General features: G+C 68.9%; 20 protein-coding genes and 1 tRNA gene. 13 read left to right on the forward strand and 8 right to left on the reverse strand.

Annotated elements, in window-relative coordinates:
- The first annotated feature begins 339 nt into the window (after positions 1–339).
- Positions 340–873: a peptidylprolyl isomerase gene (locus OG272_RS25080; protein ID WP_326580587.1), complete on the forward strand. Its 534-nt coding sequence runs from the start codon at positions 340–342 to the stop codon at positions 871–873.
- A 153-nt stretch (positions 874–1,026) separates the two neighbouring features.
- The gene (locus OG272_RS25085; protein WP_326580585.1) at positions 1,027–1,920 is read left to right on the forward strand and encodes a rhomboid family intramembrane serine protease; all 894 of its coding nucleotides are present in this window, start codon (positions 1,027–1,029) and stop codon (positions 1,918–1,920) included.
- A 303-nt stretch (positions 1,921–2,223) separates the two neighbouring features.
- On the opposite strand, the gene crgA is transcribed toward OG272_RS25085, so the two are convergent.
- A complete protein-coding gene (gene crgA, locus OG272_RS25090; protein WP_045558527.1) occupies positions 2,224–2,478 on the reverse strand; it encodes a cell division protein CrgA in 255 nt (84 codons plus the stop codon).
- Positions 2,479–2,620: 142 nt separating this feature from the next.
- On the opposite strand from crgA, the gene OG272_RS25095 reads away from it, so the two are divergent.
- Genes OG272_RS25095 through OG272_RS25120 form a run of 6 tightly spaced genes read left to right on the forward strand, consistent with a single transcriptional unit; the run spans position 2,621 to position 7,066 of the window.
- The gene (locus tag OG272_RS25095; RefSeq protein WP_327728781.1) at positions 2,621–3,469 is read left to right on the forward strand and encodes a DUF881 domain-containing protein; all 849 of its coding nucleotides are present in this window, start codon (positions 2,621–2,623) and stop codon (positions 3,467–3,469) included.
- Positions 3,470–3,492: 23 nt separating this feature from the next.
- Positions 3,493–4,179, forward strand: coding sequence for a class E sortase (locus OG272_RS25100; protein WP_326580575.1), 687 nt, complete (start codon positions 3,493–3,495; stop codon positions 4,177–4,179).
- Positions 4,180–4,232: 53 nt separating this feature from the next.
- Positions 4,233–4,394, forward strand: a complete 162-nt coding sequence (locus OG272_RS25105; RefSeq protein ID WP_326580573.1) for a hypothetical protein — start codon at positions 4,233–4,235, stop codon at positions 4,392–4,394.
- Positions 4,391–5,041 carry an aminodeoxychorismate/anthranilate synthase component II gene (locus OG272_RS25110; protein ID WP_326580571.1) on the forward strand — a complete coding sequence of 217 codons (651 nt, stop codon included), beginning with the start codon at positions 4,391–4,393 and terminating at the stop codon, positions 5,039–5,041. The genes OG272_RS25105 and OG272_RS25110 overlap by 4 nt, the downstream gene beginning before the upstream one ends.
- Complete coding sequence (locus OG272_RS25115) at positions 5,038–6,300, forward strand: class E sortase (protein ID WP_326580569.1); 1,263 nt, start codon at positions 5,038–5,040, stop codon at positions 6,298–6,300. The genes OG272_RS25110 and OG272_RS25115 overlap by 4 nt, the downstream gene beginning before the upstream one ends.
- Before the next feature lie 25 nt (positions 6,301–6,325).
- Entirely contained in the window at positions 6,326–7,066 is a 741-nt protein-coding gene (locus OG272_RS25120) for a class E sortase (protein WP_326580567.1), read from the forward strand.
- A 173-nt stretch (positions 7,067–7,239) separates the two neighbouring features.
- Here OG272_RS25120 and pknB read toward each other — a convergent pair whose 3' ends face one another.
- The 6 genes from pknB to OG272_RS25150 form a co-directional block, all read right to left on the reverse strand.
- Complete coding sequence (pknB, locus tag OG272_RS25125) at positions 7,240–9,225, reverse strand: Stk1 family PASTA domain-containing Ser/Thr kinase (RefSeq protein WP_326580565.1); 1,986 nt, start codon at positions 9,223–9,225, stop codon at positions 7,240–7,242.
- A gap of 169 nt (positions 9,226–9,394) precedes the next feature.
- Positions 9,395–10,861 (reverse strand): penicillin-binding protein 2, encoded by a 1,467-nt coding sequence (locus tag OG272_RS25130; RefSeq protein WP_327728780.1) that lies wholly within the window; start codon positions 10,859–10,861, stop codon positions 9,395–9,397.
- On the reverse strand, positions 10,858–12,309 hold the full coding sequence (locus tag OG272_RS25135; protein ID WP_326580561.1) for an FtsW/RodA/SpoVE family cell cycle protein: 1,452 nt from the start codon (positions 12,307–12,309) through the stop codon (positions 10,858–10,860). Before OG272_RS25135 ends, OG272_RS25130 begins: the two co-directional genes overlap by 4 nt.
- 27 nt (positions 12,310–12,336) lie before the next feature.
- Positions 12,337–13,866 (reverse strand): Stp1/IreP family PP2C-type Ser/Thr phosphatase, encoded by a 1,530-nt coding sequence (locus OG272_RS25140; protein ID WP_326580559.1) that lies wholly within the window; start codon positions 13,864–13,866, stop codon positions 12,337–12,339.
- A gap of 128 nt (positions 13,867–13,994) precedes the next feature.
- Positions 13,995–14,525 (reverse strand): FHA domain-containing protein, encoded by a 531-nt coding sequence (locus OG272_RS25145; RefSeq protein WP_326580557.1) that lies wholly within the window; start codon positions 14,523–14,525, stop codon positions 13,995–13,997.
- 10 nt (positions 14,526–14,535) lie between these two features.
- Entirely contained in the window at positions 14,536–15,381 is an 846-nt protein-coding gene (locus OG272_RS25150; protein ID WP_326580555.1) for a DUF3662 and FHA domain-containing protein, read from the reverse strand.
- 484 nt (positions 15,382–15,865) lie between these two features.
- On the opposite strand from OG272_RS25150, the gene OG272_RS25155 reads away from it, so the two are divergent.
- The 5 genes from OG272_RS25155 to OG272_RS25175 all read left to right on the forward strand — a co-directional run bounded on the left by OG272_RS25155 (position 15,866) and on the right by OG272_RS25175 (position 22,769).
- Positions 15,866–15,949, forward strand: a tRNA-Leu gene (locus OG272_RS25155).
- A gap of 453 nt (positions 15,950–16,402) precedes the next feature.
- Entirely contained in the window at positions 16,403–19,213 is a 2,811-nt protein-coding gene (locus OG272_RS25160) for a beta-L-arabinofuranosidase domain-containing protein (protein WP_327728779.1), read from the forward strand.
- Positions 19,214–19,518: 305 nt separating this feature from the next.
- Positions 19,519–20,979: a DUF2252 domain-containing protein gene (locus OG272_RS25165; RefSeq protein WP_405894905.1), complete on the forward strand. Its 1,461-nt coding sequence runs from the start codon at positions 19,519–19,521 to the stop codon at positions 20,977–20,979.
- A gap of 328 nt (positions 20,980–21,307) precedes the next feature.
- Complete coding sequence (locus tag OG272_RS25170) at positions 21,308–22,312, forward strand: hypothetical protein (protein WP_327728778.1); 1,005 nt, start codon at positions 21,308–21,310, stop codon at positions 22,310–22,312.
- Between the two features lie 127 nt (positions 22,313–22,439).
- Complete coding sequence (locus tag OG272_RS25175; RefSeq protein WP_326585723.1) at positions 22,440–22,769, forward strand: rhodanese-like domain-containing protein; 330 nt, start codon at positions 22,440–22,442, stop codon at positions 22,767–22,769.
- Between the two features lie 96 nt (positions 22,770–22,865).
- Here the strand turns inward: OG272_RS25175 and OG272_RS25180 are convergent, their stop codons facing one another.
- The gene (locus OG272_RS25180) at positions 22,866–24,065 is read right to left on the reverse strand and encodes an acyl-CoA dehydrogenase family protein (RefSeq protein WP_327728777.1); all 1,200 of its coding nucleotides are present in this window, start codon (positions 24,063–24,065) and stop codon (positions 22,866–22,868) included.
- Between the last annotated feature and the right edge of the window lie 168 nt (positions 24,066–24,233).

A 24,233-nucleotide genomic window follows, 5' to 3' on the forward strand; every position in this document is an offset into this window, starting at 1 on the left:
CGTAATTCGACTTTCCACCCTTTTGGGGATCATGCCTCCCGGAGCGCTCCGAGGCATGTGCGGGCGGGCATCCGGGTCATGGGCGCCGACTCCGGCTGATCATCGAGCAGGAGCCGCTCATGAATCCGGTCACGTGCAATAGGGGATGAATGCGGGGCAACGGGAACTTGTCCACGACAGTGCCGACAATGCCACGGATCGCCGCGAAGCGCGCCGGTACCGGGGGTACTCGACCGGTTTTCCGTGCGCCCGCAGTACCGAGAGCGTGGGCGTCGGGGGACGGACGGCGTCGGCCGTGCGAGGATCGGGGGAGTCACAGAGGACAACGGAAGGCAGATCGTGGCAGAGCAGCTGTACGCCACCCTGAAGACCAACCATGGCGACATCGAGGTGCGGCTGCTGCCGAACCACGCGCCCAAGACGGTCCGTAACTTCGTCGAGCTCGCCCAGGGCGAGCGTGAGTGGACCAACCCGGCCACCGGCCAGAAGTCCACGGACAAGCTCTACGACGGCACGGTCTTCCACCGGGTGATCAGTGGATTCATGATCCAGGGCGGTGACCCGCTGGGTAACGGCACCGGTGGTCCCGGCTACCAGTTCGCGGACGAGTTCCACCCGGACCTCGCCTTCGACAAGCCCTACCTGCTGGCCATGGCCAACGCGGGCCCGGGCACCAACGGGTCACAGTTCTTCATTACCGTCTCCCCGACGGCGTGGCTGACCCGCAAGCACACCATCTTCGGTGAGGTCGTCGACGCGTCCAGCCAGAAGATCGTGGACGCCATCGCCGGGGCCCAGACCAACCCGCGCACCGACCGCCCGGTCAACGACGTGGTCATCGAGTCCGTCGTCGTCGAGACCCGCCAGGGCTGAGCCCTCCTGGGTTCACCGCGAGGGCCGAGCACGCCGGGTCCACCGTGAGGCCGGACCCGAAAGGTTCACAAGGTCCCGAAGGGAACCAATCGCCCCGCTCATCCGTAAGGATGGGCGGGGCGATGTGTTGCACACACGACATGGAGGGGATCCATGGACCAGGCGCCGAGCAGCCCGCAGGACGCGCGGAGCCTGCCCACCTGCTACCGGCACCCGGACCGCGAGACGGGTATCCGCTGCACCCGCTGCGAGCGCCCCATCTGCCCCGAGTGCATGGTGAGCGCCTCCGTCGGCTTCCAGTGCCCCGAATGCGTCCGCGGCGGCTCCGGCACGGGCCACGCGCCCTCCGCCTCCGCTCCACGCACCCTCGCGGGCGGCACGGTCGCCACCGACCCCCGGCTCCTCACCAAGATCCTGGTCGGCGTGAATCTCGTGCTCTTCCTGGTGAAGATGGCGGCGGGCGACACCTTCACCGACCGGTTCTACCTCATCGGGAGGGACTGGGTCCCGGAACTGGGCTCCTCGCTCCAGGGCGTCGCGGAAGGCCAGTGGTACCGGCTGGTGACGTCGATGTTCCTGCACGGAAGCGTCACGCACATCCTGTTCAACATGCTCAGCCTGTGGTGGATCGGTGGTCCTCTGGAGGCGGCCCTCGGCCGAGCCCGCTATCTGGCGCTCTACTTCGCCTCCGGCCTCGCCGGCAGCGCCCTCACCTACCTGCTTGCCGCGCCGACCGAACGGTCCCTCGGTGCTTCCGGCGCCATTTTCGGTCTCTTCGGTGCCACCGGCGTCCTCATGCGCCACCTCAAGTACGACATGCGCCCGTTGATCATCCTGCTGGTGATCAACCTGATCTTCACCTTCAGCCCGATGTTCAACATCGCCTGGGAAGCCCACGTCGGCGGCCTCGTCGGCGGTGTGCTGATCGGCTACGCGATGGTGCACGCACCGCGCGAGCGGCGGGCGCTGATCCAGTACGGCGCATGCGCTCTGGTACTGGCCGCCGTGGTCGCCATGACGGTGATCAGGACCGCGCAGCTGACCTGAGGTGATGTCGGACCGTCACCGGTTCGGCGCTCGGTCGGCACCGTTACAGCACTGTTGTCCACAGACCGTGGCGGATCTTGTGCATAGGGTGCGGGAACAGGTGTGCCCCCTGTCGCTCACCTGTGTTTTCGCAGGTCAGGCAGGGGGCGAACATGTTTGCGTGTGCCGGTAGGTCAGTCATACCGGCGTCAACGCCCAGTGAGTTATCCACAGATCGTCGTTCTTTTTCCCCACTGTGGAAAACACCTGTGGATAACTCCGTGGACAGCTCTGGGGAGGGCTACCTCCACTGAGCCGAGACCACTACTTCCACTGGGTCGAGACGCCGAATCCGGCGGCGATGAAGCCGAAGCCGACGACGATGTTCCAGTTACCGAGCGAGTCGATCGGCAACGAACCGTCGGTCACATAGAAGACGACGATCCATGCCAGCCCGATGAGGAACATGGCCAGCATGACCGGAGCCACCCAGCCGCGGCTGTTCAGCTTGATGTTCGTGGCCTGCTTGGACGGCGGCGGCGTGTAGTCGGCCTTCTTGCGGATACGTGACTTCGGCACGAGGGTCTCTCCTGTCGATGCGCTGCGTGGCCGCGCAGGGAAGTGTGGCGGGCTCCGGGGCAGCGTACAAGGGGACACTGAATGCTCCCCCGGGCGTCCGTTAGCGTAGTGCTTCCGTGGCGCCTAAGGAGATAAGGGTACGTTGAGCAATTCAGCCGACTCCCCCGAGGCCGGTTCCGGCACCTCCCCGGAAGCCGGGTCCGGCGACTCCTCCGGGACGGGCTCCGACCCCACCGCCCGAAACGGCGACACCTCCTCCCGAGGCGGTGTCCGCCCCATGCGGGTGCTCACCGTCGGGGTCTTCGCCCTCGCCGGGCTGATCTTCTTCACCAGCTTCGACACGGCCAAGGGCACCAACATCCGTACGGACGCCTCGCTGCTGAAGCTCTCCGACCTGATCCAGGAACGCAGCCACAAGAACGGGCAGCTCGACGAGTCCAACGCGGTGCTCCGGGACGACGTCGAGGCCCTCGCCGAGCGGGACGACGGCAGCACCGACGCCGAGGACGCCCGGCTCAAGGCACTGGAGAAGAACGCCGGCACCCAGAAGCTCAAGGGCGAGGCACTCACGGTCACCCTCGACGACGCCCCGCCGGACGCCACCGCCAAGCTCCCCGGCTACCCCGAGCCCCAGCCCGACTACCTGGTCATCCACCAGCAGGACCTGCAGGCCGTGGTGAACGCCCTGTGGCTGGGCGGCGCCGAGGGCATCAAGGTCATGGACCAGCGGCTGATCTCCACCAGTGCCGTCCGCTGTGTCGGCAACACCCTGATCCTCCAGGGCCGCGTCTACTCACCCCCGTACAAGATCCAGGCGGTCGGTGACCCGGAGAAGCTGCAGAAGGCACTCGCCGAGAGCGAGGCGATCCAGAACTACATGGTGTACGTCAACGTCTACGGCCTGGGCTGGAAAGTCACCGAGGACGGGCCGGTGACTCTTCCCGGCTACTCGGGCACAGTGGATCTGAAGTACGCGAAGCCCGTGGAGTAACGGCAGCCGGGGGACCCGTGTCGGTGCGCGTGATCGTGAGGACCGTCAGCGAACTCTGCATCACCGTCGGGACCCTGATCGTGCTCTTCGTCGTCTACGTGCTGTTCTGGACCGGGGTGAAGGCCGACACCGAGATGGACCACCAGGTCGACCTGCTTCAGGACCAGTGGGCGAAGCAGCCGGTGAGACCGACGTCAGGTCCGGGCGCCTCGGCCGCTCCGGAGCCGCCCGCCCCGTACGAGGACGGCAAGCCCTTCGCCCTCATGTACATCCCTCGTCTTGGTTCCACGTGGAACAAGCCCGTCCTCGAGGGCACGAAGACGGACACTCTCCAGAAAGGGCTCGGGCACTACGCGAACACCGCGCAGCTGGGACAGAAGGGGAACTTCGCGGTCGCCGGCCACCGCCGTACGTACGGCGACCCCTTCAAAGATTTTCCCAAGCTGCGCCGCGGCGACGCGGTCGTCCTGAGCGACGGGGCGGACTGGTTCACGTACGTCATCGACAAGGGCCCCTATCGGACATTGCCCACGGACGTCCAGGTCATCGACCCCGTGCCGACGAAGTCGGGGTTCACGCGCGCGGGGCGCTATCTGACGTTGACGACGTGCGACCCGGAGTGGGGACACAGCCATCGGCTCATCGTCTGGGGCCATCTGGAATCCACGCAGCCTGTGGAGTCAGGGAAACCGGAGGCACTGCGCCGTTAGTCTGGTGACGGTACGGCGTGAGTCCGGTGCGGTGGTGTGAAGGAAGGGACGGCATGTACGACTGGATCTGGCGACATCTGCCGGGTAACGCGTGGCTGAAGGCGCTGATGTCCATCGTGCTGACCCTGGCCGTCGTCTACGTCCTCTTCCAATACGTCTTTCCCTGGGCGGAGCCCCTGCTCCCCTTCAACGATGTGACGGTGAACGACCAGTGAGTGCCGCCCGACCCGCCCGGGTCCTCGTCGTCGACAACTACGACAGCTTCGTCTTCAACCTGGTCCAGTACCTGTACCAGCTGGGCGCCGAGTGCGAGGTGCTGCGCAACGACGAGGTGGCGACCACGCACGCCCAGGACGGCTTCGACGGTGTGCTCCTGTCCCCCGGGCCGGGTACCCCCGAGGAGGCCGGCGTCTGCGTCGACATGGTCCGCCACTGCGCCGCGACCGGTGTCCCCGTCTTCGGCGTCTGCCTCGGCATGCAGTCCATGCAGGTGGCGTACGGCGGTGTCGTCGACCGCGCGCCCGAACTGCTGCACGGCAAGACGTCACTGGTGGAGCACGAGGGCAAGGGCGTCTTCGCGGGCCTGCCCACCCCCTTCACCGCGACCCGCTACCACTCCCTGGCCGCCGAGCCGACCACCGTGCCGGCCGAGCTGGAGGTCACGGCGCGCACCCACGACGGGATCATCATGGGCCTGAGGCATCGTGAACTGCCCGTCGAGGGTGTGCAGTTCCACCCCGAGTCGGTGCTCACCGAGCACGGCCACCGCATGCTGGCCAACTGGCTGGCGGAGTGCGGCGACCAAGGGGCCGTGGCGAGGTCGACGGGGCTCGCCCCCGTGGTGGGCAGGGCCACGGCGTGACGGCACTGCGCCCCGAGCGCGAGAGTGCCCCCTACGGCGGCGAGGCCGCGTACGGGGGCGCCGAGTCGTTCGAGGCGGAGGCCTTCCAGCCGGGCGCGCCCTTCGGTGACCCGGCCGAGCCCCAGCAGTGGGCCGCCCAGCAGGCCCCGCAGTACGCCCAGGGCGACTGGTATGCGCAGCAGCAGCCGTACGCGGAGCCGTCGTTCGAGCCGTACGAGGCCTACGAGCCACGTCCCCAGGCCCCGTACGGAGGTCTGTACGAGGCCTATGAAGTGGCGGGCGTCCATGAGGGCACCTCGATGGACACCGCCCAGGAGCACCCTCCGATCGACGAGGAGACCGTGGCGCTCCGGGTCGAGGAGGCGCGGCGTATAGCCGCCGCGGTCGAGCCGATACCCGCGCCCCCGGCTCCCGGAGGCCGTGCGGCCCGCCGTAAGGCCGCGAGACGGCACGGGAGACACGGGGGCTCCCCGGGAGCCCACGCGGGCTCCGGAGCCGCTCAGGGGCCCGAGGAGGCCTTAGAGGAGGACGGGCGGACATCGCCTCGCTCCCGGATCGAGGCGCGACGGGCGGCGCGGGCGCGGAAGCCCAGCGCGGGAGTGATCGCCAGCCGGGTCATCGGCGAGGTGTTCATCACGACCGGTGTGGTGATGCTGCTGTTCGTCACCTACCAGCTCTGGTGGTCGAACATCCGGGCGCACCAGCAGGCGGGCCGGGAGGCGACGAGCCTTCAGGAGGAGTGGAAGAGCGGCAAGCGCGCGCCGGGCGCGTTCGAGCCCGGGCAGGGCTTCGCGATCCTCCACATTCCGAAGCTGGACGTCGTCGTGCCGATCGCCGAGGGCATCAACAAGTCGAAAGTCCTGGACCGCGGGATGGTCGGGCACTACGACGAGAACAGCATCAAGACGGCGATGCCTGGGGACAAGACGGGCAACTTCGGCGTCGCGGGCCACCGCAACACCCATGGTGAACCCTTCCGTTACATCAACCGGCTCAAGCCGGGCGACCCGATCGTCGTGGAGACGCAGGACACGTACTACGTCTACGACATGGCCTCGATCCTGCCGGTGACACCGCCGTCGAACGTCAGCGTGCTCGAGCCCGTGCCCCCGGGATCGGGTTTCACCCAACCGGGTCGCTACATCACGCTGACCACGTGCACGCCGGAGTTCACGAGCAAGTACCGCATGATCGTGTGGGGCAAGATGGTGGAGGAACGGCCGCGCAGCGAGGGGAAGCCCGACGCGCTCGTCCAGTAGGGGCTCGACCAAGGGCGGAAGAACTGTGGCAGTGACCACCGACGGCACCGAAGAGAAGACGGACGCGCCCGAGACCGCGCCGCGGCGCCGCGGCATGAGCCGGATCGCCATGGCGGTCAGTGTCTTCGGTGAACTCCTCATCACGGCGGGCCTGGTGCTCGGTCTCTTCGTCGTCTACTCGCTGTGGTGGACGAACGTGCTCGCCGACCGCGAGGCGGACAAGGAAGCGAACAAGGTCCGCGACACCTGGGCGTCGGACGACAGCCCGGGCGCCCTGGACACCAAGGACGGCATCGGCTTCCTGCACGTCCCCGCCATGAAGAGCGGCGAGGTCCTGGTGAAGAAGGGCACCTCGCCCAAGATCCTCAACGGTGGCGTCGCCGGCTACTACACCAACCCGGTCAAGGCGACCCTCCCCGCCTCCGACAAGGACGGCAACTTCACCCTGGCCGCCCACCGCGACGGCCACGGCGCGAAGTTCCACAACATCGACAAGCTCGAGAAGGGCGACTCGATCGTCTTCGAGACCCGTGACAACTGGTACGTCTACAAGGTCTACGACACCCTCGCCGAGACCTCGAAGTACAACGTCAAGGTCCTCTCGAACATCCCCAAGGAGTCCGGCAAGAAGAAGGCCGGCAAATACATCACCCTCACCACCTGCACGCCCGTCTACACGTCCCGGTACCGGTACATCGTGTGGGGCGAGCTGGAGCGCGTGGAGCGGGTGAACGCGGAGCGCACGCTGCCGAAGGAGCTGCGCTAGTTGTGCGGGGGATTGCTCGCTCGTAGGGATGTTTCACGTGAAACACCCGGTTTCACGTGAAACATCGGGATGACGAAGGAGCCCCGGCCCCCTCCCTGAGGAGGGGGCCGGGGCTCCTTCGTCATACGGGGACGAGGTGGTGGATCCCTCCTCGTCGCGGGGTGTTGGTGGCGCTATCCGAAGAAGCCGCCGCCGTCACCGCCGCCGTTGTTGTTATTGCCGTTGTTGCCGAAGCCGACCGAGGCGAGGGTGATCGTCGTCTGGGCCGGGTCGGCGTCGTTGCCGCCGTCCGGGTCCTGGTCGGTGACGAGCGCGGTGTCGCTCTGGTCGCTGCCGTTGGCGAACTGGATGTTGGTGAAGCCGGAGGCCTGCAGGATCTGCTTGGCCTCGCCCACGGTCCGTCCGACGACGTTCGGGACCTTGGCCTTCTGCTCCTCCTTCTCGGCGGCCTTGCCGATCTGGATGGTGACCGTGTCGCCCTTGTTGAGCTCGGAGCCCGCCGCGGGGTTGGTCGCGATGACCTTGCCGACGAGGCTGTTGTCGTCGGTCTCGACCTCGGTGCAGGTGCCGACGAGGTTGTTGGCCTCCATCTGAGCCTTGGCGGCGTCACAGCTCTGCCGGGAGACGTCCGGGACGGTTTCCTTGTCCGGCGCCTTGGCGACCGTCAGCGTGATCGTGGAGCCCTTTTCAATCTTGCCGCTCGCCGGGTCCTGGTCGATCACGATGCCAGCCGTGCGGTCGGACTCCTCGGTCTTCCTCTCGACCTCGAAGCCCTTGTCCTTGAGCTCAGCCTCGGCCTCGTCGAACTTGATGCCCTGGACATCGGGAACCGTGACCTTCGGCGCACCCGTCGAGATCACCAGGGCGATGGTGTCGCCCTTCTTGACTTCGGTGTCGGCCTCCGGGGTCTGCTCGCAGACGTTTCCGGTCTTCTGGTCCTCGCACTCGGCCTTGCTGGTCGTCACCTTGAGGTCGACGTTCCCGGCCGCCTGTCTGGCCTCGGCCTCGCTCTGGCCCACGAAGTTCGGCGCCTTGAGGGTGTCGTTGCCGGTGCCGTTGCCCGCGAACATCCATCGGCCGATGAGGACCGCGCCGACCAGCACCAGTACACCCGCGACGACCAACAGGATCGTCGAGGTGTTGTTCTTCTTCTGCTGGCGGCGGCGGCCCTGGCGGTCGTCATAGCCGTAGCCGTCGTCCGGGCCGACCGGTGGCAGCATCGTCGTGGCACCGGCATCGGCGCGCAGGGCGGTGGTCGGCTGGTCGTCGGGGTAGCCGCCGTAGCCGACCGAGCCCATGGCCGCCGTGGCCGCGACGGGCTGGCCGTCGAGGCAGGCCTCGATGTCGGCGCGCATCTCGTCGGCGGACTGGTAACGGTAGTCCGGGTCCTTGACCAGCGCACGCAGGACGATGGCGTCCATCTCCGGCGTGATCTCCGGGTCGAAGACGCTCGGGGGCTGCGGCTCCTCCCGCACGTGCTGGTAGGCGACCGCCACGGGGGAGTCACCGACGAACGGCGGGCGCACGGTCAGCAGCTCGTAGAGCAGACAGCCCGTCGAGTACAGGTCGGAACGGGCGTCCACCTGCTCACCCTTGGCCTGCTCCGGAGAGAGGTACTGGGCGGTGCCGATGACCGCGGACGTCTGCGTCATGGTCATACCGGAGTCGCCCATGGCGCGGGCGATGCCGAAGTCCATGACCTTGACCTGGCCGTTGCGCGTCAGCATGACGTTGGCCGGCTTGATGTCGCGGTGGACGATCTGGTTGCGGTGGGCGTACTCCAGTCCCTGGAGGATGCCGATGGTCATCTCCATGGCCCGCTCCGGCAGCAGCTTGCGGCCGCTGTGGAGAAGCTCACGGAGGGTGGAACCCTCGACGTACTCCATGACGATGTACGGGATCGAGACCCCGTCGATGTAGTCCTCGCCCGTGTCGTAGACCGCCACGATCGCGGGGTGGTTGAGTGAGGCGGCCGACTGGGCCTCCCGGCGGAACCTGGCCTGGAAGGTGGGGTCGCGCGCGAGGTCCGCTCGCAGCGTCTTGACCGCCACGGTGCGGCCGAGGCGGGTGTCCATCGCGAGGTAGACCTCCGCCATGCCACCACGGCCGAGCACCTGGCCCAGCTCGTACCGGCCGCCGAGGCGACGCGGCTCTTCCATAGCTTCCTACCAGCCCTCTCCGTCGGTCCCGACCGCACCCATGTGTGGTCCGGCGGCTGTGCTCCGGGCATACGGTACCCGGCTCGCCTTCTGTGACCTGGCCAACCGCGTCACCCGATACAGGACCGGTATCGCAACGTGCACCGATGTGAAGGCGACGTGAGCGGGGTCACTTCTTGCTGTTGATCACTGCCTCCATCACGTTCTTCGCGATCGGGCCGGCGAGACCGCCACCGGAGATGTCACCGCGGTTGGCCGCACCGTCCTCCACGACCACGGCCACGGCGACCGGCGAGCTGCCGTCGCTGAGCTTGGCGTACGAGATGAACCAGGCGTACGGCTTCTCCTTGTTGTTCACGCCGTGCTGCGCGGTACCGGTCTTGCCGCCGACGGTGACGTTGTCGATCTTCGCCTTGCCACCCGTGCCCTGCGGGTCGCTGACGACGGTCTCCATCATGTCCTGCAGCTTCTGGGCGGTCTCCGGCGAGACCGCCTGGGACAGCGTCTCGGGGTCGTGCGTCTCGATGACGTCGAGGTTGGAGGCGCGCAGCTGGTCGACCATGTACGGCTTCATCAGCTCGCCGTCGTTGGCGACGGCCGAGGCGACCATGGCCATCTGCAGCGGCGTGGCGCGGTTGGAGGCCTGGCCGATGCCGTCCATGGCGTTCTGCGGCTCGTTGTCCTCGGGGTAGACGCTCTCGGCGGCGCGTACGGGGACGTCCAGCTTGTCCTCGTTGAAGCCGAACTTCGCGGCCTGCTCACGCATCTTCTCGTTGCCGACGTTGTCCGACATCTTCGCGAAGACGGTGTTGCAGGAGACCATCAGCGCGTAGCGCAGGGTGGCGTTCTTGCACACGCCGTGCTCGTTGGTGAGGTCGGTTTTCGTGCCGGGCAGCTGGTACGGGTCGGGCGTGGCCGTCTTGTCGTCGATGCCCGAGACGATGTCGTTCTCCAGCGCCGCGGCGGCCGTGACCACCTTGAACGTGGAGCCCGGCGGGTAGGTCTCGCGCAGCGCGCGGTTCAGCATCGGCTTGTCGGAGTCCTTCTCCAGTTTGCCGAAGGTCTCGCTGTCCTTGTTGCTGATCCCGGCGAAGGTCGACGGGTCGTACGACGGCGTGGAGGCCAGGGCGAGGATCGCGCCGGTCTTGGGATCGAGCGCGGCGACGGCGCCCTTCTTGTCGCCGAGGCCCTCGAAGGCCGCCTTCTGCGCGGCGGCGTTGAGGGTGGTGACGACGCTGCCGCCCTCCTTCTTCTTGCCGGTGATCATGTCCAGCGTGTTCCGGAAGAAGAGCCGGTCGTCGTTGCCGGTGAGGATGCCGTCCTCGAGGTTCTCCAGCTGGGTCGCGCCGACGATCTGGGAGGAGTAGCCGGTGACCGGCGCCCACATCTCGCCGTTCTTCCAGGTGCGCTTGTACTTGTAGTCGGCGCCTTCGGACGCGACGGACCCGGTGATGGCTTTGCCGTCGACGATGATGTCCCCGCGAGGCGTGGCGTAACGCTCGATGGAGACGCGCCGGTTCTCCTTGTCGGTGGCAAGGGAATCCGCTTTGACGTACTGGAGCCAGTTGTTGCGGACGAGCAGGGCGAGGACCAGGAGCCCGCAGAAGATCGCGATGCGGCGCAGAGGCTTGTTCATGACGGGCGGACCACCTGGGTCATCTCGGCGTCGGGGTTGGGTGCGGGGGCGGGGGCGGGCCTGCGCGCGGTGTCGCTGATTCTGATCAGGACGCCGATGAGTGCCCAGTTGGCGATGACCGAGGAACCGCCGTATGCCAGGAACGGCATCGTCATACCGGTCAGGGGAATGAGGCCCATCACACCGCCGGCGACGACGAAGACCTGGAGGGCGAACGCGCCGGACAGGCCGACTGCGAGCAGCTTGCCGAACGGGTCGCGGGCGGCGAGGGCCGTTCGGATGCCGCGCTCCACGATCAGGCCGTAGATCAGCAGGATCGCCATCACCCCGGTCAGACCCAGCTCCTCACCGAAGGTGGCGAGGATGAAGTCGGAGTTCGCGGCGAAGCGGATGAGCTCCGAGTGGCCCTGGCCCCAGCCGGTGCCGAGGGTGCCGCCGGAGCCGAACGCCCACAGGGCCTGCATGGCCTGCTCGGAGTGGACGATGCCGTCGGTGGTCCCCGCGCGGCTGAGCTTGTACTCGCGGTACGGGTCGAGCCAGGCCTGCACACGGGTCTGGACGTGCGGTTCGAAGCTGGCCACGCCGACGGCGCCGGCCGCGGACATCAGCAGACCGAAGACGATCCAGCTCGTCCGCTCGGTCGCGACGTACAGCATGATCACGAACATGCCGAAGAACAGCAGCGAGGTACCGAGGTCGGTCTCGAAGACCAGGATGAGGATCGACATCGCCCAGACGACGATGATGGGACCGAGGTCGCGGCCGCGCGGGAGGTAGAGGCCCATGAATCGGCGGCTGGCCAGCGCGAGCGCGTCGCGCTTCACCATCAGGTAGCCGGCGAAGAAGATCGCCAGCACGATCTTGGCGAACTCGCCGGGCTGGATGGTGAAGCTGCCGACCTGGATCCAGATCTTGGCGCCGTAGGTGAGCTCGGCGCCGAGGCCCGGGACCAGGGGGAGCAACAGTAGGACCAGCGCACCGGCCATGGAGATGTAGGTGTAGCGCTGGAGGGTGCGGTGGTCCTTGAGGAAGATCAGCACGGCGATGAGGAGAGCGATGCCCATCGCCGTGTAGATCAGCTGGTTCGTCGCCTTTCCACCGGCCACGCCGAGGCCTTGCAGGAGCTCCGACTGGTCCAGCCGCCAGATGGCCACCAGCCCCAGGCCGTTCAACAGCGTGGCCAGCGGCAGCAGCAGCGGGTCCGCGTACGGCGCGAACTTGCGTACGACGAGGTGGCCGATGCCGGCCAGCACGCCGAGGCCGACGCCGTACGCGGCCAGGCCGGTCGGGACCTCGTCGTTCAGGGCGAGACCCACGTTGACGTAGGCGAACACCGGGATGACGACCGCGAACGCCAGCAGGGCCAGCTCGGTGTTGCGTCGGCTCGGGGTGCCGATCGCGCCGATCGTGGACGTGTGCTGCGTCGATGGGTTGGTAGTACTGCTCATCGTGTGAGTGGGCCCCTCGCGGCTTGCCTACTGCTCACCGCACCGTGAGACCAGTTCCTGCTCCTCCTCCGAGAGGCTGGGGCCGGTCGACGGTGTGGGTGCGGTCTGGGTCGGGGTCGGGGACGTCGAGGGCTTCGACGTCGGGGACGGTGTGGCCTTGGACGTGAGGGAGGTCTTCGTGGTTCCCGTGACTCCGCCGGCCTCGCCCTCGCCGGTCTTGGCGTTGTTGTCCGCCGCCTCGCGGCGCTCGGCGTTCTTCTTGCACGCCGACGCCTGGGTGGACAGCTCCGTGATCTTCTTCTCGGCGTCGCTCAGACCGCCCTCGGCGATCGTGGCCTCGACCAGTTTCTGCTGGTAGGGCGGCAGGTACTTGAGTTCGATCTCGGGGTGGTCCTTCTCGACCTTCGAGAGCGAGATCCAGGCCAGGTCCTGACTGATGCCGCGGTACAGGGCCACATGATCGTCGTTGGAGCCGACGTAGTACTGCGTCTGCGTCCAGCGGTAACCGCTGTACAGGCCCCCGCCGACCACGGCGAGGGCGAGGATGCCGAAGAAGGATCTCTTCAACCACCTGCGCTTCTTGCGCGGCTTGACGAAGTCGTCGTCGGAGTAGTCGCCGAAGCTGCCCGCCGCCGGCACGTACCCGGTGGTGTCGCCGGAGCCGGGCGGGCCGAACTCGCCGCCGCCCTGGCCGTGCCCATGGCGGCCGAGACCGGAGGCGCGGCCGGCCGGGGTCTGCATGATGCCGTTGTCCTGCAGGTGGAGCTGGTTCTCGGCGACCGCGCCGACCACGACCGGGGTGTCGGAGAGCTGCCCGGCGAGGGTGTCTCCGGTGTCGAGGTCGAGGACGTCGGCGATGATGACCGTGATGTTGTCCGGGCCACCGCCGCGCAGCGCGAGCTGGATCAGCTCCTGCACGGTCTCCTGCGGGCCCTGGTAGCTGGCGAGGGTGTCTTCCATCGTCTGGTGGGACACGACGCCGGACAGACCGTCGGAGCAGATCAGGTACCGGTCGCCGGCGCGGACCTCGCGGATGGAGAGGTCGGGCTCGACGTGCTCGCCGCTGCCCAGCGCGCGCATCAGCAGGGAGCGCTGCGGGTGTGTGGTGGCCTCCTCCTCGGTGATGCGGCCCTCGTCGACCAGACGCTGGACCCAGGTGTGGTCCTGGGTGATCTGGGTGAGGACGCCGTCCCTGAGGAGGTACGCGCGGGAGTCGCCGACATGCACCAGGCCGAGTCGTTGGCCGGTCCACAGCAGGGCGGTGAGCGTGGTGCCCATGCCCTCCAGCTGGGGGTCCTCCTCGACCATCGCGCGCAGCTGGTCGTTGGCGCGCTGCACGGCGGTGCCGAGGGAGGTGAGGATGTCGGAGCCGGGGATGTCGTCGTCGAGCGTGACGAGGGTGGAGATCACCTCGGAGGAGGCGACCTCGCCGGCCGCCTGGCCGCCCATGCCGTCGGCGATCGCGAGCAGGCGGGGACCGGCGTAGCCCGAGTCCTCGTTGCCCTCGCGGATCATGCCTTTGTGCGATCCGGCGGCGAAGCGCAGTGACAGACTCATGCGCACCTCGCCCGTCGGCTCCGGGTACATCCGCACGGTGCCCACCCTCCGGTCGGGAGCGCGCCGGGACCCCTGGTGGGGGCCGCCGCTGCGTGCTCGCTCCGCTCGCGCCTATTCATGATGTAGCACTACTTCCGCAGCTCGATGACGGTCTTGCCGATGCGGATCGGCGCGCCCAGCGGGATCGGCGTGGGAGTCGTCAGTCGGTTCCGGTCGAGATACGTGCCGTTGGTGGACCCCAGGTCCTCGACGATCCACTGGCCGTCGCGGTCCGGGTAGATCCGGGCGTGTCGGCTGGAGGCGTAGTCGTCGTCCAGCACGATCGTGGAGTCGTGTGCGCGGCCCAGGGTGATGGTCTGGCCCTGTAGCGCCACGGTCGTACCCGTCAGCGTGCCCTCGCTGACGACGAGCTTGGTCGGGGCGTTGCGCCCGCGGCGGCCGCCGCCTCCGGTGGCGGGCGCGGGCTGCTGGCCGCGCTGCTGTGGGGGCGCGGCCTGACGGGCGGCCTGCTGTGGCCGCGCGGCCTCCCGGCGCGACCCCCGCTGGGTGACGCGCGTACCGAACAGGTCGCTGCGGATGACCTGCACGGCCACGATCACGAACAGCCACAGTACGGCTAGGAAACCCAGCCGCATGACCGTGAGGGTCAGCTCTGACATTGCCCCCGCTTCACCCTTCGGCTTGCCGGTAAATGATGGTGCTGCTGCCCACGACGATCCGCGAGCCGTCGCGGAGCGTAGCGCGGGTGGTGTGCTGCCCGTCCACCACGATGCCGTTGGTGGATCCGAGATCCTGGATCGTCGAGGGCGTTCCGGTCCGGATCTCGCAGTGCCGGCGGGAGACGCCGGGGTCGTCGATCCGCACGTCTGCTTCGGTGCTGCGCCCCAGCACCAGCGTCGGGCGGGAGATCTGATGGCGGGTGCCGTTGATCTCGATCCAGTAGCGCATGCGCCCACCGGCCGCGGGAGCGGCGGGCGGCCGCTGGCCGAGCTGGGCGGCGCCGGGACGGCCACCGCCGGGCGGCGGGGCGGCCGGCATGGGTGGGGCACCCGCGGGCGCCGGTGTGGGCGGGTAGCCGTAGCCACCGGGGCGGCCCGCCGCGGGGCTCGCCGGGGCACCCGAGGGGGCCTGCTGGTTGGTGGAGGAGGCGAGCGTACGGCTGCGCACGCGGTAGAGACCGGTGTCGAGGTCGTCGGCCTTCTCCAGATGGACCTTGATCGGGCCCATGAAGGTGTAGCGCTGCTGCTTGGCGTAGTCGCGCACCATTCCGGCGAGCTCGTCGCCGAGCTGGCCGGAGTAGGGGCTGAGGCGCTCGAAGTCGGGCGTGCTCAGCTCCACGATGAAGTCGTTGGGGACGACAGTCCGGTCGCGGTTCCAGATGGTCGCGTTGTTGTCGCACTCCCGCTGGAGTGCTCCCGCGATCTCCACGGGCTGGACCTCGGACTTGAACACCTTGGCGAAGGTGCCGTTGACCAGACCTTCGAGACGTTGCTCGAACTTCTTCAGGACTCCCATGGGGCACCTCCTCCGTCGTCACCGCTCTGCGTACCGCATCGGTACTGCTTACTGATCGTATCCACGCGCCGGGAAATCGGCTGGTTCCCCCTGTCGGCCCGGTCGACCGGTGTCACCCGGTATCGACGCCCACTGAAGTCCCCTCCCGGATTCCCTCCGGAGCTCCTCTTCGAACTACTCCGCGCGAACTCTGTCAAGGATCGTAGAGGCGGCGCGAGACCAGTGTCCCGCACCGGACTGTGCACCCTGTCCTTCTCCAGTGGAGATGGCCGGGACCGGTACGAGGTTGATACGTGAACCAGCACTCGTTGATACGTGGCCGGAAGGGGTGCGTGTTCGGTCCGTCCTGGTCGGCCGGGTCACGTCGCTGTGGCGTGGTGCCGGCCGCCGATAAGGGATGTGAAGCCACCCTTCCCATCGTGCTAATCTTCTCGATGTCGGAAGGCGCCAGCACCGCAAGGACGGGGCCCAGGACACACCCAATGCGCGGGTGGCGGAATAGGCAGACGCGCTGGATTCAGGTTCCAGTGCCCGCAAGGGCGTGGGGGTTCAACTCCCCCCTCGCGCACAGCGAAGCGGTCCCATCGTGATCACGATGGGACCGCTTCTTTTTTTGTCCGCTCACCCTTTGTGGGGAGGGGGCGGGTGGGGCGACTGTGGGGCTCTGGAGTGTGAGGAGTCTCTCAGGGATTCGGTAAGGGCTTTCGGTATCCGGTGGCGCGGGACGGCGTGGGGGCGTGCCGCTTAACGCGTGCGCGGTCGGGAGTGTCGTCGGAGTCAGCATCACGTGAATCGCCGTAGATGTGGATACGAACGATGTTTCACGTGAAACGGTCCCGAGCGCGTGCATGGAGCCGTTCTGTCCTGGGTGTCGGCCCCGGCAAACCCGTCAGTACCGTTGACGCTCGGCTGTCGCATACCTATCTTCTGGTCGGTAATTCGCACATCGTTCGCCATTTCGAACGTGATCGGCTTTGTTCAACGCTCCGACACCCCCACACCTGCCAGAGACGAGGCGCACATGGCTCCGCCCCTCTCCAGACGCTTCCTCCTCCAGGCCGCGATACTCGCCGCGGCCGCTCCCGGAGTCTCCTTCGCGGCGGGCGGCGGCCGTGCGGTCGCCGCCACGGTGCCGACGCCTTCCACCTGGTCGGTGCGGCCCTTCGAGCTCAAGGACGTGACGCTCGGCCAAGGGCTGTTCGCCGACAAACGGCAGTTGATGCTCGACCACGGTCGCGGCTACGACGTCGACCGGCTGTTGCAGGTCTTCCGCGCCAACGCGGGACTCTCCACCAAGGGCGCGGTCGCCCCCGGCGGCTGGGAGGGCCTCGACGGCGAGGCCAACGGCAACCTCCGCGGCCACTACACCGGGCACTTCCTGACGATGCTCGCGCAGGCCTATGCCGGCACCAAGGACACGGCCTACTCCGACAAGATCCGCTACATGATCGGCGCCCTGACCGACGTGCGCGCCGCGCTGCGCACCGGCCCGCGCATGCTCGCCGTCACCGGAAAGTTCGGCACCGCGCAGGAGAACGGCCGGGGTTCGTACCAGTACGTCGACCTGCCGAACAGCGTGCTCGGCGGCGCCTCGGCGATCACCCTGTCGGCCTGGGTGAAGCCCACCCACAACGCCAACTGGGCCCGCGTCTTCGACTTCGGCAACAACACCACCCGCTACATGTACCTGGCCTCCCGCAACGCGAGCGGCTTCCCGCGCTTCGCCGTCACGACCAACGGGCCCGGAGGGGAGCAGGGCCTCAACGGCACCGCCGCGCTGCCGCTCAACCAGTGGAGCCACCTCGCGGTGACGATCGGCGGCGGCACCGGCACGCTCTACGTCAACGGCACGGCCGTGGCGCAGAACACGTCGATGTCCCTCACTCCGGCGGCCCTCGGCACCCTGGCGAACAACTGGCTGGGCCGGTCCAATTTCTCCACCGACCCCGTCTTCGCGGGCGCGTTCGACGAGTTCAACGTCTGGTCGCGTGCGCTGACGGCCGCCGAGATCACCTCCCTCCAGAGCAATCGGGCGCCCGCCACCTCGGCGGGGCGGGGCAACCTGGCCTCGTACGACTTCTTCGAGACCAGTGGCGGCACCTTCGCGGACGGCTCCGGTCGCGGCCTGACCGCCACCCTGCGCCGCACCTGGGGCGCGCCCAGCCATGCCGGGTTCCTGGCGGCGTACCCGGAGACGCAGTTCATCGAGCTGGAGTCGATGACCAGCGGCGACTACACGCGCGTGTGGGCGCCGTACTACACCGCGCACAAGATCCTGCGTGGTCTGCTGGACGCGTACCTGCATGTCGACGACGCGCGGGCGCTCGACCTGGCCTCGGGCCTGTGCGACTGGATGTACTCCAGGCTGTCGAAGCTGCCGGACGCCACGCTGCAGCGGATGTGGGGCATCTTCTCCAGCGGTGAGTACGGGGGCCTGGTCGAGGCGATCGTCGACCTGTACGCGATCACGGGCAAGGCCGACCATCTCGCCCTGGCCAAGCTGTTCGACCTGGACAAGCTCATCGACGCCTGTGCCGCGAACACGGACACGCTCGACGGTCTGCACGCCAACCAGCACATCCCGATCTTCACCGGGCTCACGCGGCTGTACGACGTCACGGGCGAGGCGCGCTATCTGACCGCCGCGAAGAACTTCTGGGGCATGGTGATCCCCCAGCGCATGTACGGGATCGGAGGCACCAGCACGGGCGAGTTCTGGAAGGCGCGCGGGGTCATCTCGGGGACGATCAGCGACACCAACGCCGAGACCTGCTGCGCGTACAACCTGCTCAAGCTGAGCCGGAGCCTGTTCTTCCACGAGCAGGACCCGAAGTACATGGACTACTACGAGCGGGCCCTGCTCAACCAGGTCCTCGGTTCCAAGCAGGACAAGGCCGACGCGGAGAAGCCGCTGGTCACGTACTTCATCGGGCTCACCCCGGGGCATGTGCGCGACTACACCCCCAAGCAGGGCACCACCTGCTGCGAGGGCACCGGCATGGAGAGCGCCACCAAGTACCAGGACTCGGTGTACTTCACCAAGGCCGACGGCAGCGCGCTGTACGTCAACCTGTACAGCGCCGCCACGCTGAACTGGTCCGCGAAGGGCGTGACGGTCGCCCAGAGCACCGACTATCCCCGGGAGCAGGGCTCCACGATCACCGTCGGGGGCGGCAGCGCGGCCTTCGAGCTGCGGCTGCGGGTGCCGTCCTGGGCCACCGCCGGCTTCCGGGTGACCGTCAACGGCAGTGCGGTGAGCGGCACACCGGCCGCGGGGAGCTACTTCACGATCCCCTCCCGCACGTGGCGCGGCGGGGACGTCGTACGCGTGACGATGCCGTTCCGGCTGCGGGTGGAGAAGGCCCTCGACGACCCGTCGCTCCAGACGCTGTTCTACGGGCCGGTCAACCTGGTCGGCAGGAGCAGCGGTACGAGCCATCTGTCGGTCGGGCTGTACCGCAACGCCGGCCTCTCCGGCGATCTGCTGCCCTCCCTCGCCCCGGTGAGCGGAAAGCCGCTGCACTACACGCTGGGCGGCATCGAATTCGTTCCCTTCTACGAAGGGAACGAGGACCCGACCCATGCGTACGTCAAGCGCTCCGAACCGAAGGTCGTCCTCGGAGGCACCGACTCGGGCGTCGCCAACCCGGCGAAGTCGAACGGCACGACCCTGCTCGACGAGATCTGGGCCGGGGCGCCGTTCGCCGACAAGGGGGCGCTGGTGGCGCGCGTGCAGTCGACCGTCGGCTCGTGGGTGTCGGCCGGGCTGCTGAGCCAGGCCGACGGGCAGAAGGTGGTGACCACCGCGCAGAACGCCACGTACGCCGCCTGACGGCACGGGCGGCCGCTCCTTCGGTGGGGGCGGCCGCCCTTCGCGTTCGCGTTCTCCGGAAGGTCTACGCGGCGAGGCGTTCGGCCAGCTCCTTGGCCTTGACGACGGCGTCGTCAAGGACTTTGGTCCGAGAAGCCTCCAAAAGCGTCTGCGGGCCGACTCAGTGGTGCGCGGGCCGGGTTTTCCACAGGTGGGGACGGGTGGGGCGCGGAGTTGTCCACAGGGTCTGACGCGTTTCGGCCACCGGCTGTACCGTCTCACGAGTTGATGTTCGTGCGGGGACATGTGCGGGGGAGGCGGTCAGCGTGACCGAGACCGATACGACGACGGCGGTGCCGGCGGATTCCGGACAGACCGGGGCGGTGGTGCCGCGGTCGTCCGGTGCGCGGGTGCCGGGGGTGGCGGGGTTCGCCGGGTGGCCCGCGGTGGGGTCGCCCAAGGACGAGGGCAAGGCGCTGCGTACGCGGGTGCCCCGCAGTGCGCACGCGGACCTGACGCTCACCACCGACCGGCCGGACGCGGTGTCCGCGGTGGAGGAGTCCAACCGAGGCCGGATCGCCAACCTCACCCCGATAAGGGTCGGCAGGATGGCGGCCACCCCCTTCGCTTTCCTGCGCGGCTCGGCGGGCCTGATGGCCCACGACCTCGCCCGTACGCCCATGACCGGCATCGGCACCCAGATCTGCGGCGACGCCCACGCGGCCAACTTCGGCCTGTACGGGGATGCCCGTGGCGGCCTCGTGATGGACCTCAACGACTTCGACGAGACCGTGCACGGTCCCTGGGAGTGGGACCTCAAGCGCCTCGCCGCCTCTCTGGTGCTCGCCGGCCGCGAGGCGGGCGCCGACGAGGACATCTGCCGCAAGGCGGCGTACGACGCGACGGGGGCCTATCGGCGCACGATGCGGCTCCTCGCCAAGCTCTCGGCGCTCGACGCCTGGAACGCCATCGCGGACGAGGAACTGGTCTCCCACACCGACGCCCACGACCTGCTGGGCACACTGGAGCGGGTCTCGGAGAAGGCGCGCGCCAACACGAGCGGCCGGTTCGCGGCCAGGGCGACCCGGCAGGTGGAGGGCGGCGGCCGCCACTTCGTGGACGCTCCGCCGGTGCTGCGCCGCGTGGACGACGAGGAGGCGGCGGTGGTGGCCACCTCTCTGACGCAGTACCTGACCACGCTCTCGGAGGACCGCCACCCGCTGCTCGCCCGGTACGCCGTGCACGACGTGGCGTTCCGCGTGGTCGGCACCGGCAGTGTGGGCACCCGCTCGTACGTCGTCCTGCTCCTGGATCATCGCGGTGAACCGCTCGTCCTCCAGGTGAAGGAGGCCCGCCCTTCGGCGCTGGAGCCGCACCTCGCGACCGCCGGCTTCGAGGTGCCGGAGGTGGACCACGAGGGACGACGGGTGGTCCTCGGCCAGAAGCGCATGCAGGTCGTCAGCGACATCTTGCTGGGCTGGACCACGGTCGACGGGTTTCCCTTCCAGGTACGCCAGTTCCGCAACCGCAAGGGCAGCGTCGACCCGGCGGCCCTGGCCGCCGACCAGATCGACGACTACGGCCGCATGACCGGCGCTCTCCTCGCGCGCGCTCACGCCCACAGCGCCGATCCCCGTCTCATCGCCGGCTACTGCGGCAAGAACGACGAACTCGACGAGGCGACGGCCACGTTCGCCGTGACCTACGCGGACCGCACGGAGGCGGACCACGCGGACCTGGTGGAGGCTGTGCGGGCGGGGCGGATCGCTGCGGAGACGGGGGTCTGAGGCGAGGGCTGACGGGGGTGCCGGGGCGGCTGGGGGTGTTCGGTCGGCCGGGGCGCCCAGGTCGGTGGGGTACTTGAGCACGCGGAATATGTCGAGGCGGTCGGGGCGGCCGACAGGCGTCCAGGGTGTCCGGAGTGGTCAGAGTGTCCGGAGTGGTCAGGGTGTCCGGGGTGGTCGGGGGTGGCCGAGGGGACGGTGTCCGGATGCGGCGGCTGAGTCCCGGGCTGTGTCGGCCGGGCGGTCGGATGTGGCGTGGGTGTTCTCACTCCGTACCGGCGTCTTCGGTGGCTTTCGGTCGGGCCTGGAGCCGTGGCCTAGGCTGGGTCGGGTGACGACCCCGGAAGCCGATCAGACACCGTCCGAGCGCCCCGCCGAGCCCGTGGAGCCCGATGAGGGCACGGAGCCTGTAGAAGGCACTGCACCGGCTGAGGGCACGATCCCCGCTGAGGGCGCGGCGTCTGACGAGGGCGCGGCCTCGGCTGACGAGGAGGCCTCCGCCGAGGGGCCTGCTTCCACCGAGGGGGCGGCTTCCACCGAGGGCGCGGGCTCGGGGCGTCCTGAGGACCGGTTGGAGCGGGCCGTGCGGGCGGCCGAGCAGGCGTTGATCGAGTACGAGATCGCCGTGGAGACCTTCCGGGTCGAGGTGGAGAACTTCTCCCGGTTGCACCACCAGAGGCTCGGCCCCGTGTACGCGCGGCTGGACGAGCTGGACGCCCAGATCGCCGAGGCCAAGGCGGCGCGCACCGGCGACCCCGAGGATGTGCGCAAGGCTCAGGAGGCGCGGGCCCGGGTCATGCCCATGCCGGGCGTGGAGGAACTTTTCCACGGCTGGATGGACTCGGAGGGCCTGTTCCCCGAGGCGGCGGCCATGCTCACCGACCAGCCGGTACGGTCCCCGGAGCGGGTGCGCCCCAGCGACGAGGCCCGCAGGCTCTACCGCGAGCTGGTCCGCAAGGCCCACCCCGACCTGGCGCAGGACGACAAGGAGCGGGAGCGGCGGGGCGAGTTCATAGCTCGGGTGAACGCCGCGTACGCCCGGGGTGACGAAGTGCTGCTGCGGGAGCTGTCCGAGGAGTGGGCGGCCGGGCCCGTGCCGGAGGAGCGCAGGCCGAGTCGCGCGGAGGAGCTGTACGCCCGGCTCGAATGGCTCGCCCAGCGCAAGGAGCTTCTCGCTCTCGTCGCCCGGGATCTGGAGGAGGGTGCCATCGGCTCGATGCTCCGCCTCGCCCCGGACGACCCCGACCGCCTCCTCGAGGAGATCGCCGACCAGCTGCTGGCGGAGGTCGAACAGCGGGAAGCCGAGCTGGCGGGACTGCTCGGCCGACAGGAATAGCCGAGGTCTGGTCCTGCCCGGTCGGACTGTGGGGCGCGGGCCGTCGGCAGTCCGGTCGGACGGTCGGGGGCGGGGGCCGTCGGCTGTCCGGTCGGGTAGCGTCGTAGGCATGCATTTCGGAGCTGGTGTGCCCACGGTCGAGGTCGGAGACCTCAAGGACGACGACTTCCTGCTGGACGTCCGGGAGGACGACGAGTGGCAGGCGGGTCATGCCGAAGGGGCGCTGCACATCCCCATCAGTGAGTTCGTGGCGCGCTACGGCGAGGTGACCGAAGCGGCCCCGCAGGACGGCAGGATCCACGTGATCTGCCGCTCGGGCGGGCGTTCGGCACAGGTCACCACGTATCTCGTCCAGCAGGGCATCGACGCCGTGAACGTGGACGGCGGCATGCAGGTCTGGGCGGCCGCCGGTCGTCCGGTGGTGGACGACAAGGGCGGGGCCGGGTTCGTTCTCTAGGGAACGTCGTTCTCCGGGGCACGTGCGGCGGAACCGCAGGTGGACGGGGGCGCGCAGGCCGGATGTGCGCGCCCCGGGGCGTGGCGTGCGCGACGCTCAGCCCAGTGGGTGTGCCGCGAGAAGGTCGCCCAGCGCCTCCTCGTGGGCCGCTGCGGGGCCGAGTGACAGTTCGAGGTGCTTGGCCCAGGCGTGATAGCGGTGCAGGGGGTAGTCGACGTCGGCACCGAAGCCCCCGTGCAGATGCTGTGCGGTCTGCACCACCCGTCGTACCCCCTCCGAGGCCCAGATCTTGGCCACGGCGACATCTCCGGCGGCGGGTAGCGCGCCGCCCGCTCCGGAGGTGATCCGCCAGGCGGCCTGCCACAGCGTCGCCTCCATCGCGCGCAGGTCGATGAAGCGGTCGGCGGCCTGTACGGCGACGGCCTGGAACGAGGCGATCGGGAAGCCGAACTGTTCTCGCTTGCCGGCGTATTCGCTGGTCATGCCGAGTACGCCTTCACCCAGCCCGAGCGCCAGCGCGCACGTTCCGGTGGCCAGCAGCTCCCGCAGCCGCTCCCACGCGCCCTCCGCGTCGATGACGTCCCGCGCGGCGATCCGTGCCGACTCCAGCCGCAGCTCCGCCAGGCGTTCGCCGGCGGTGGAGACCTGGTCGGCGAGCGTCACCCCTGCGTGGACGCGGGGCACGAGAGCGAGCACGGCCCGGCCGTCGGCAACGGTGGCCGAGTCCTGCTCGCCGCCGTCGGCGGAGACACCGGGGGTGACCGACTCCGGGGCGACCGTGGCGGGGACGACGACGAAGTCCGCGTTGTGGGCCCAGGGCACCGCCGTCTGCATGCCGTCCAGGACCCAGACGCCGTCGACGTCCCGTCGCGCGGTCACGGCGAGTTCGGCCGGGTCGTGGCCGGTGCGGCCCTGCGCGGCGACGGTCAGGACGACCTCGCCCCGGCCTACGCGGGCGAGCAGGTCCGCCTTCAGCTCCTCGCTCCCGTGCGCCTGTACGGCCACCGCGGCCGCGGTGCTCTCCAGCAGCGGTCCCCTGGCCAGTACCTTCGCAGACTCCCGCAGCACCAGACACAGCGCGATCGGGTCGAGGCCCGAGCCGCCGTACGAGGGGTCGAGTAACAGGCTCAGCAGGTCCGCGTCGGCGAGCTTCGCCCAGAGGGCCCGGTCGAAGTCGTCGGCCACGGCCCCCGGCACGAGCGACGGACTCGGTACCCCGTCCGGGGCGACCCCGGCGAACACCGCCCTCGCCGCCCCGGCCGCCGCCTGCTGCTCCTCGGTGAAGGTGAAGTCCACGGTCCCGCCCCTTCCGTGTCGCCGATGACGGGGCGTCAAGATAGAACAGGTTCTAGAAGAAGGGAATGGCGTGGGTCGAGGCGGTGGCCGAGCCGCAGGCAGAGCGGGCAGAGCGGGCAGGGGGCAGGCGACAGAGCGGGCAGAGCAGGCAGAGGGCAGGCGACAGAG

The organism is Streptomyces sp. NBC_00104 (genome assembly GCF_045160825.1).
Classification (GTDB): domain Bacteria; phylum Actinomycetota; class Actinomycetes; order Streptomycetales; family Streptomycetaceae; genus Streptomyces.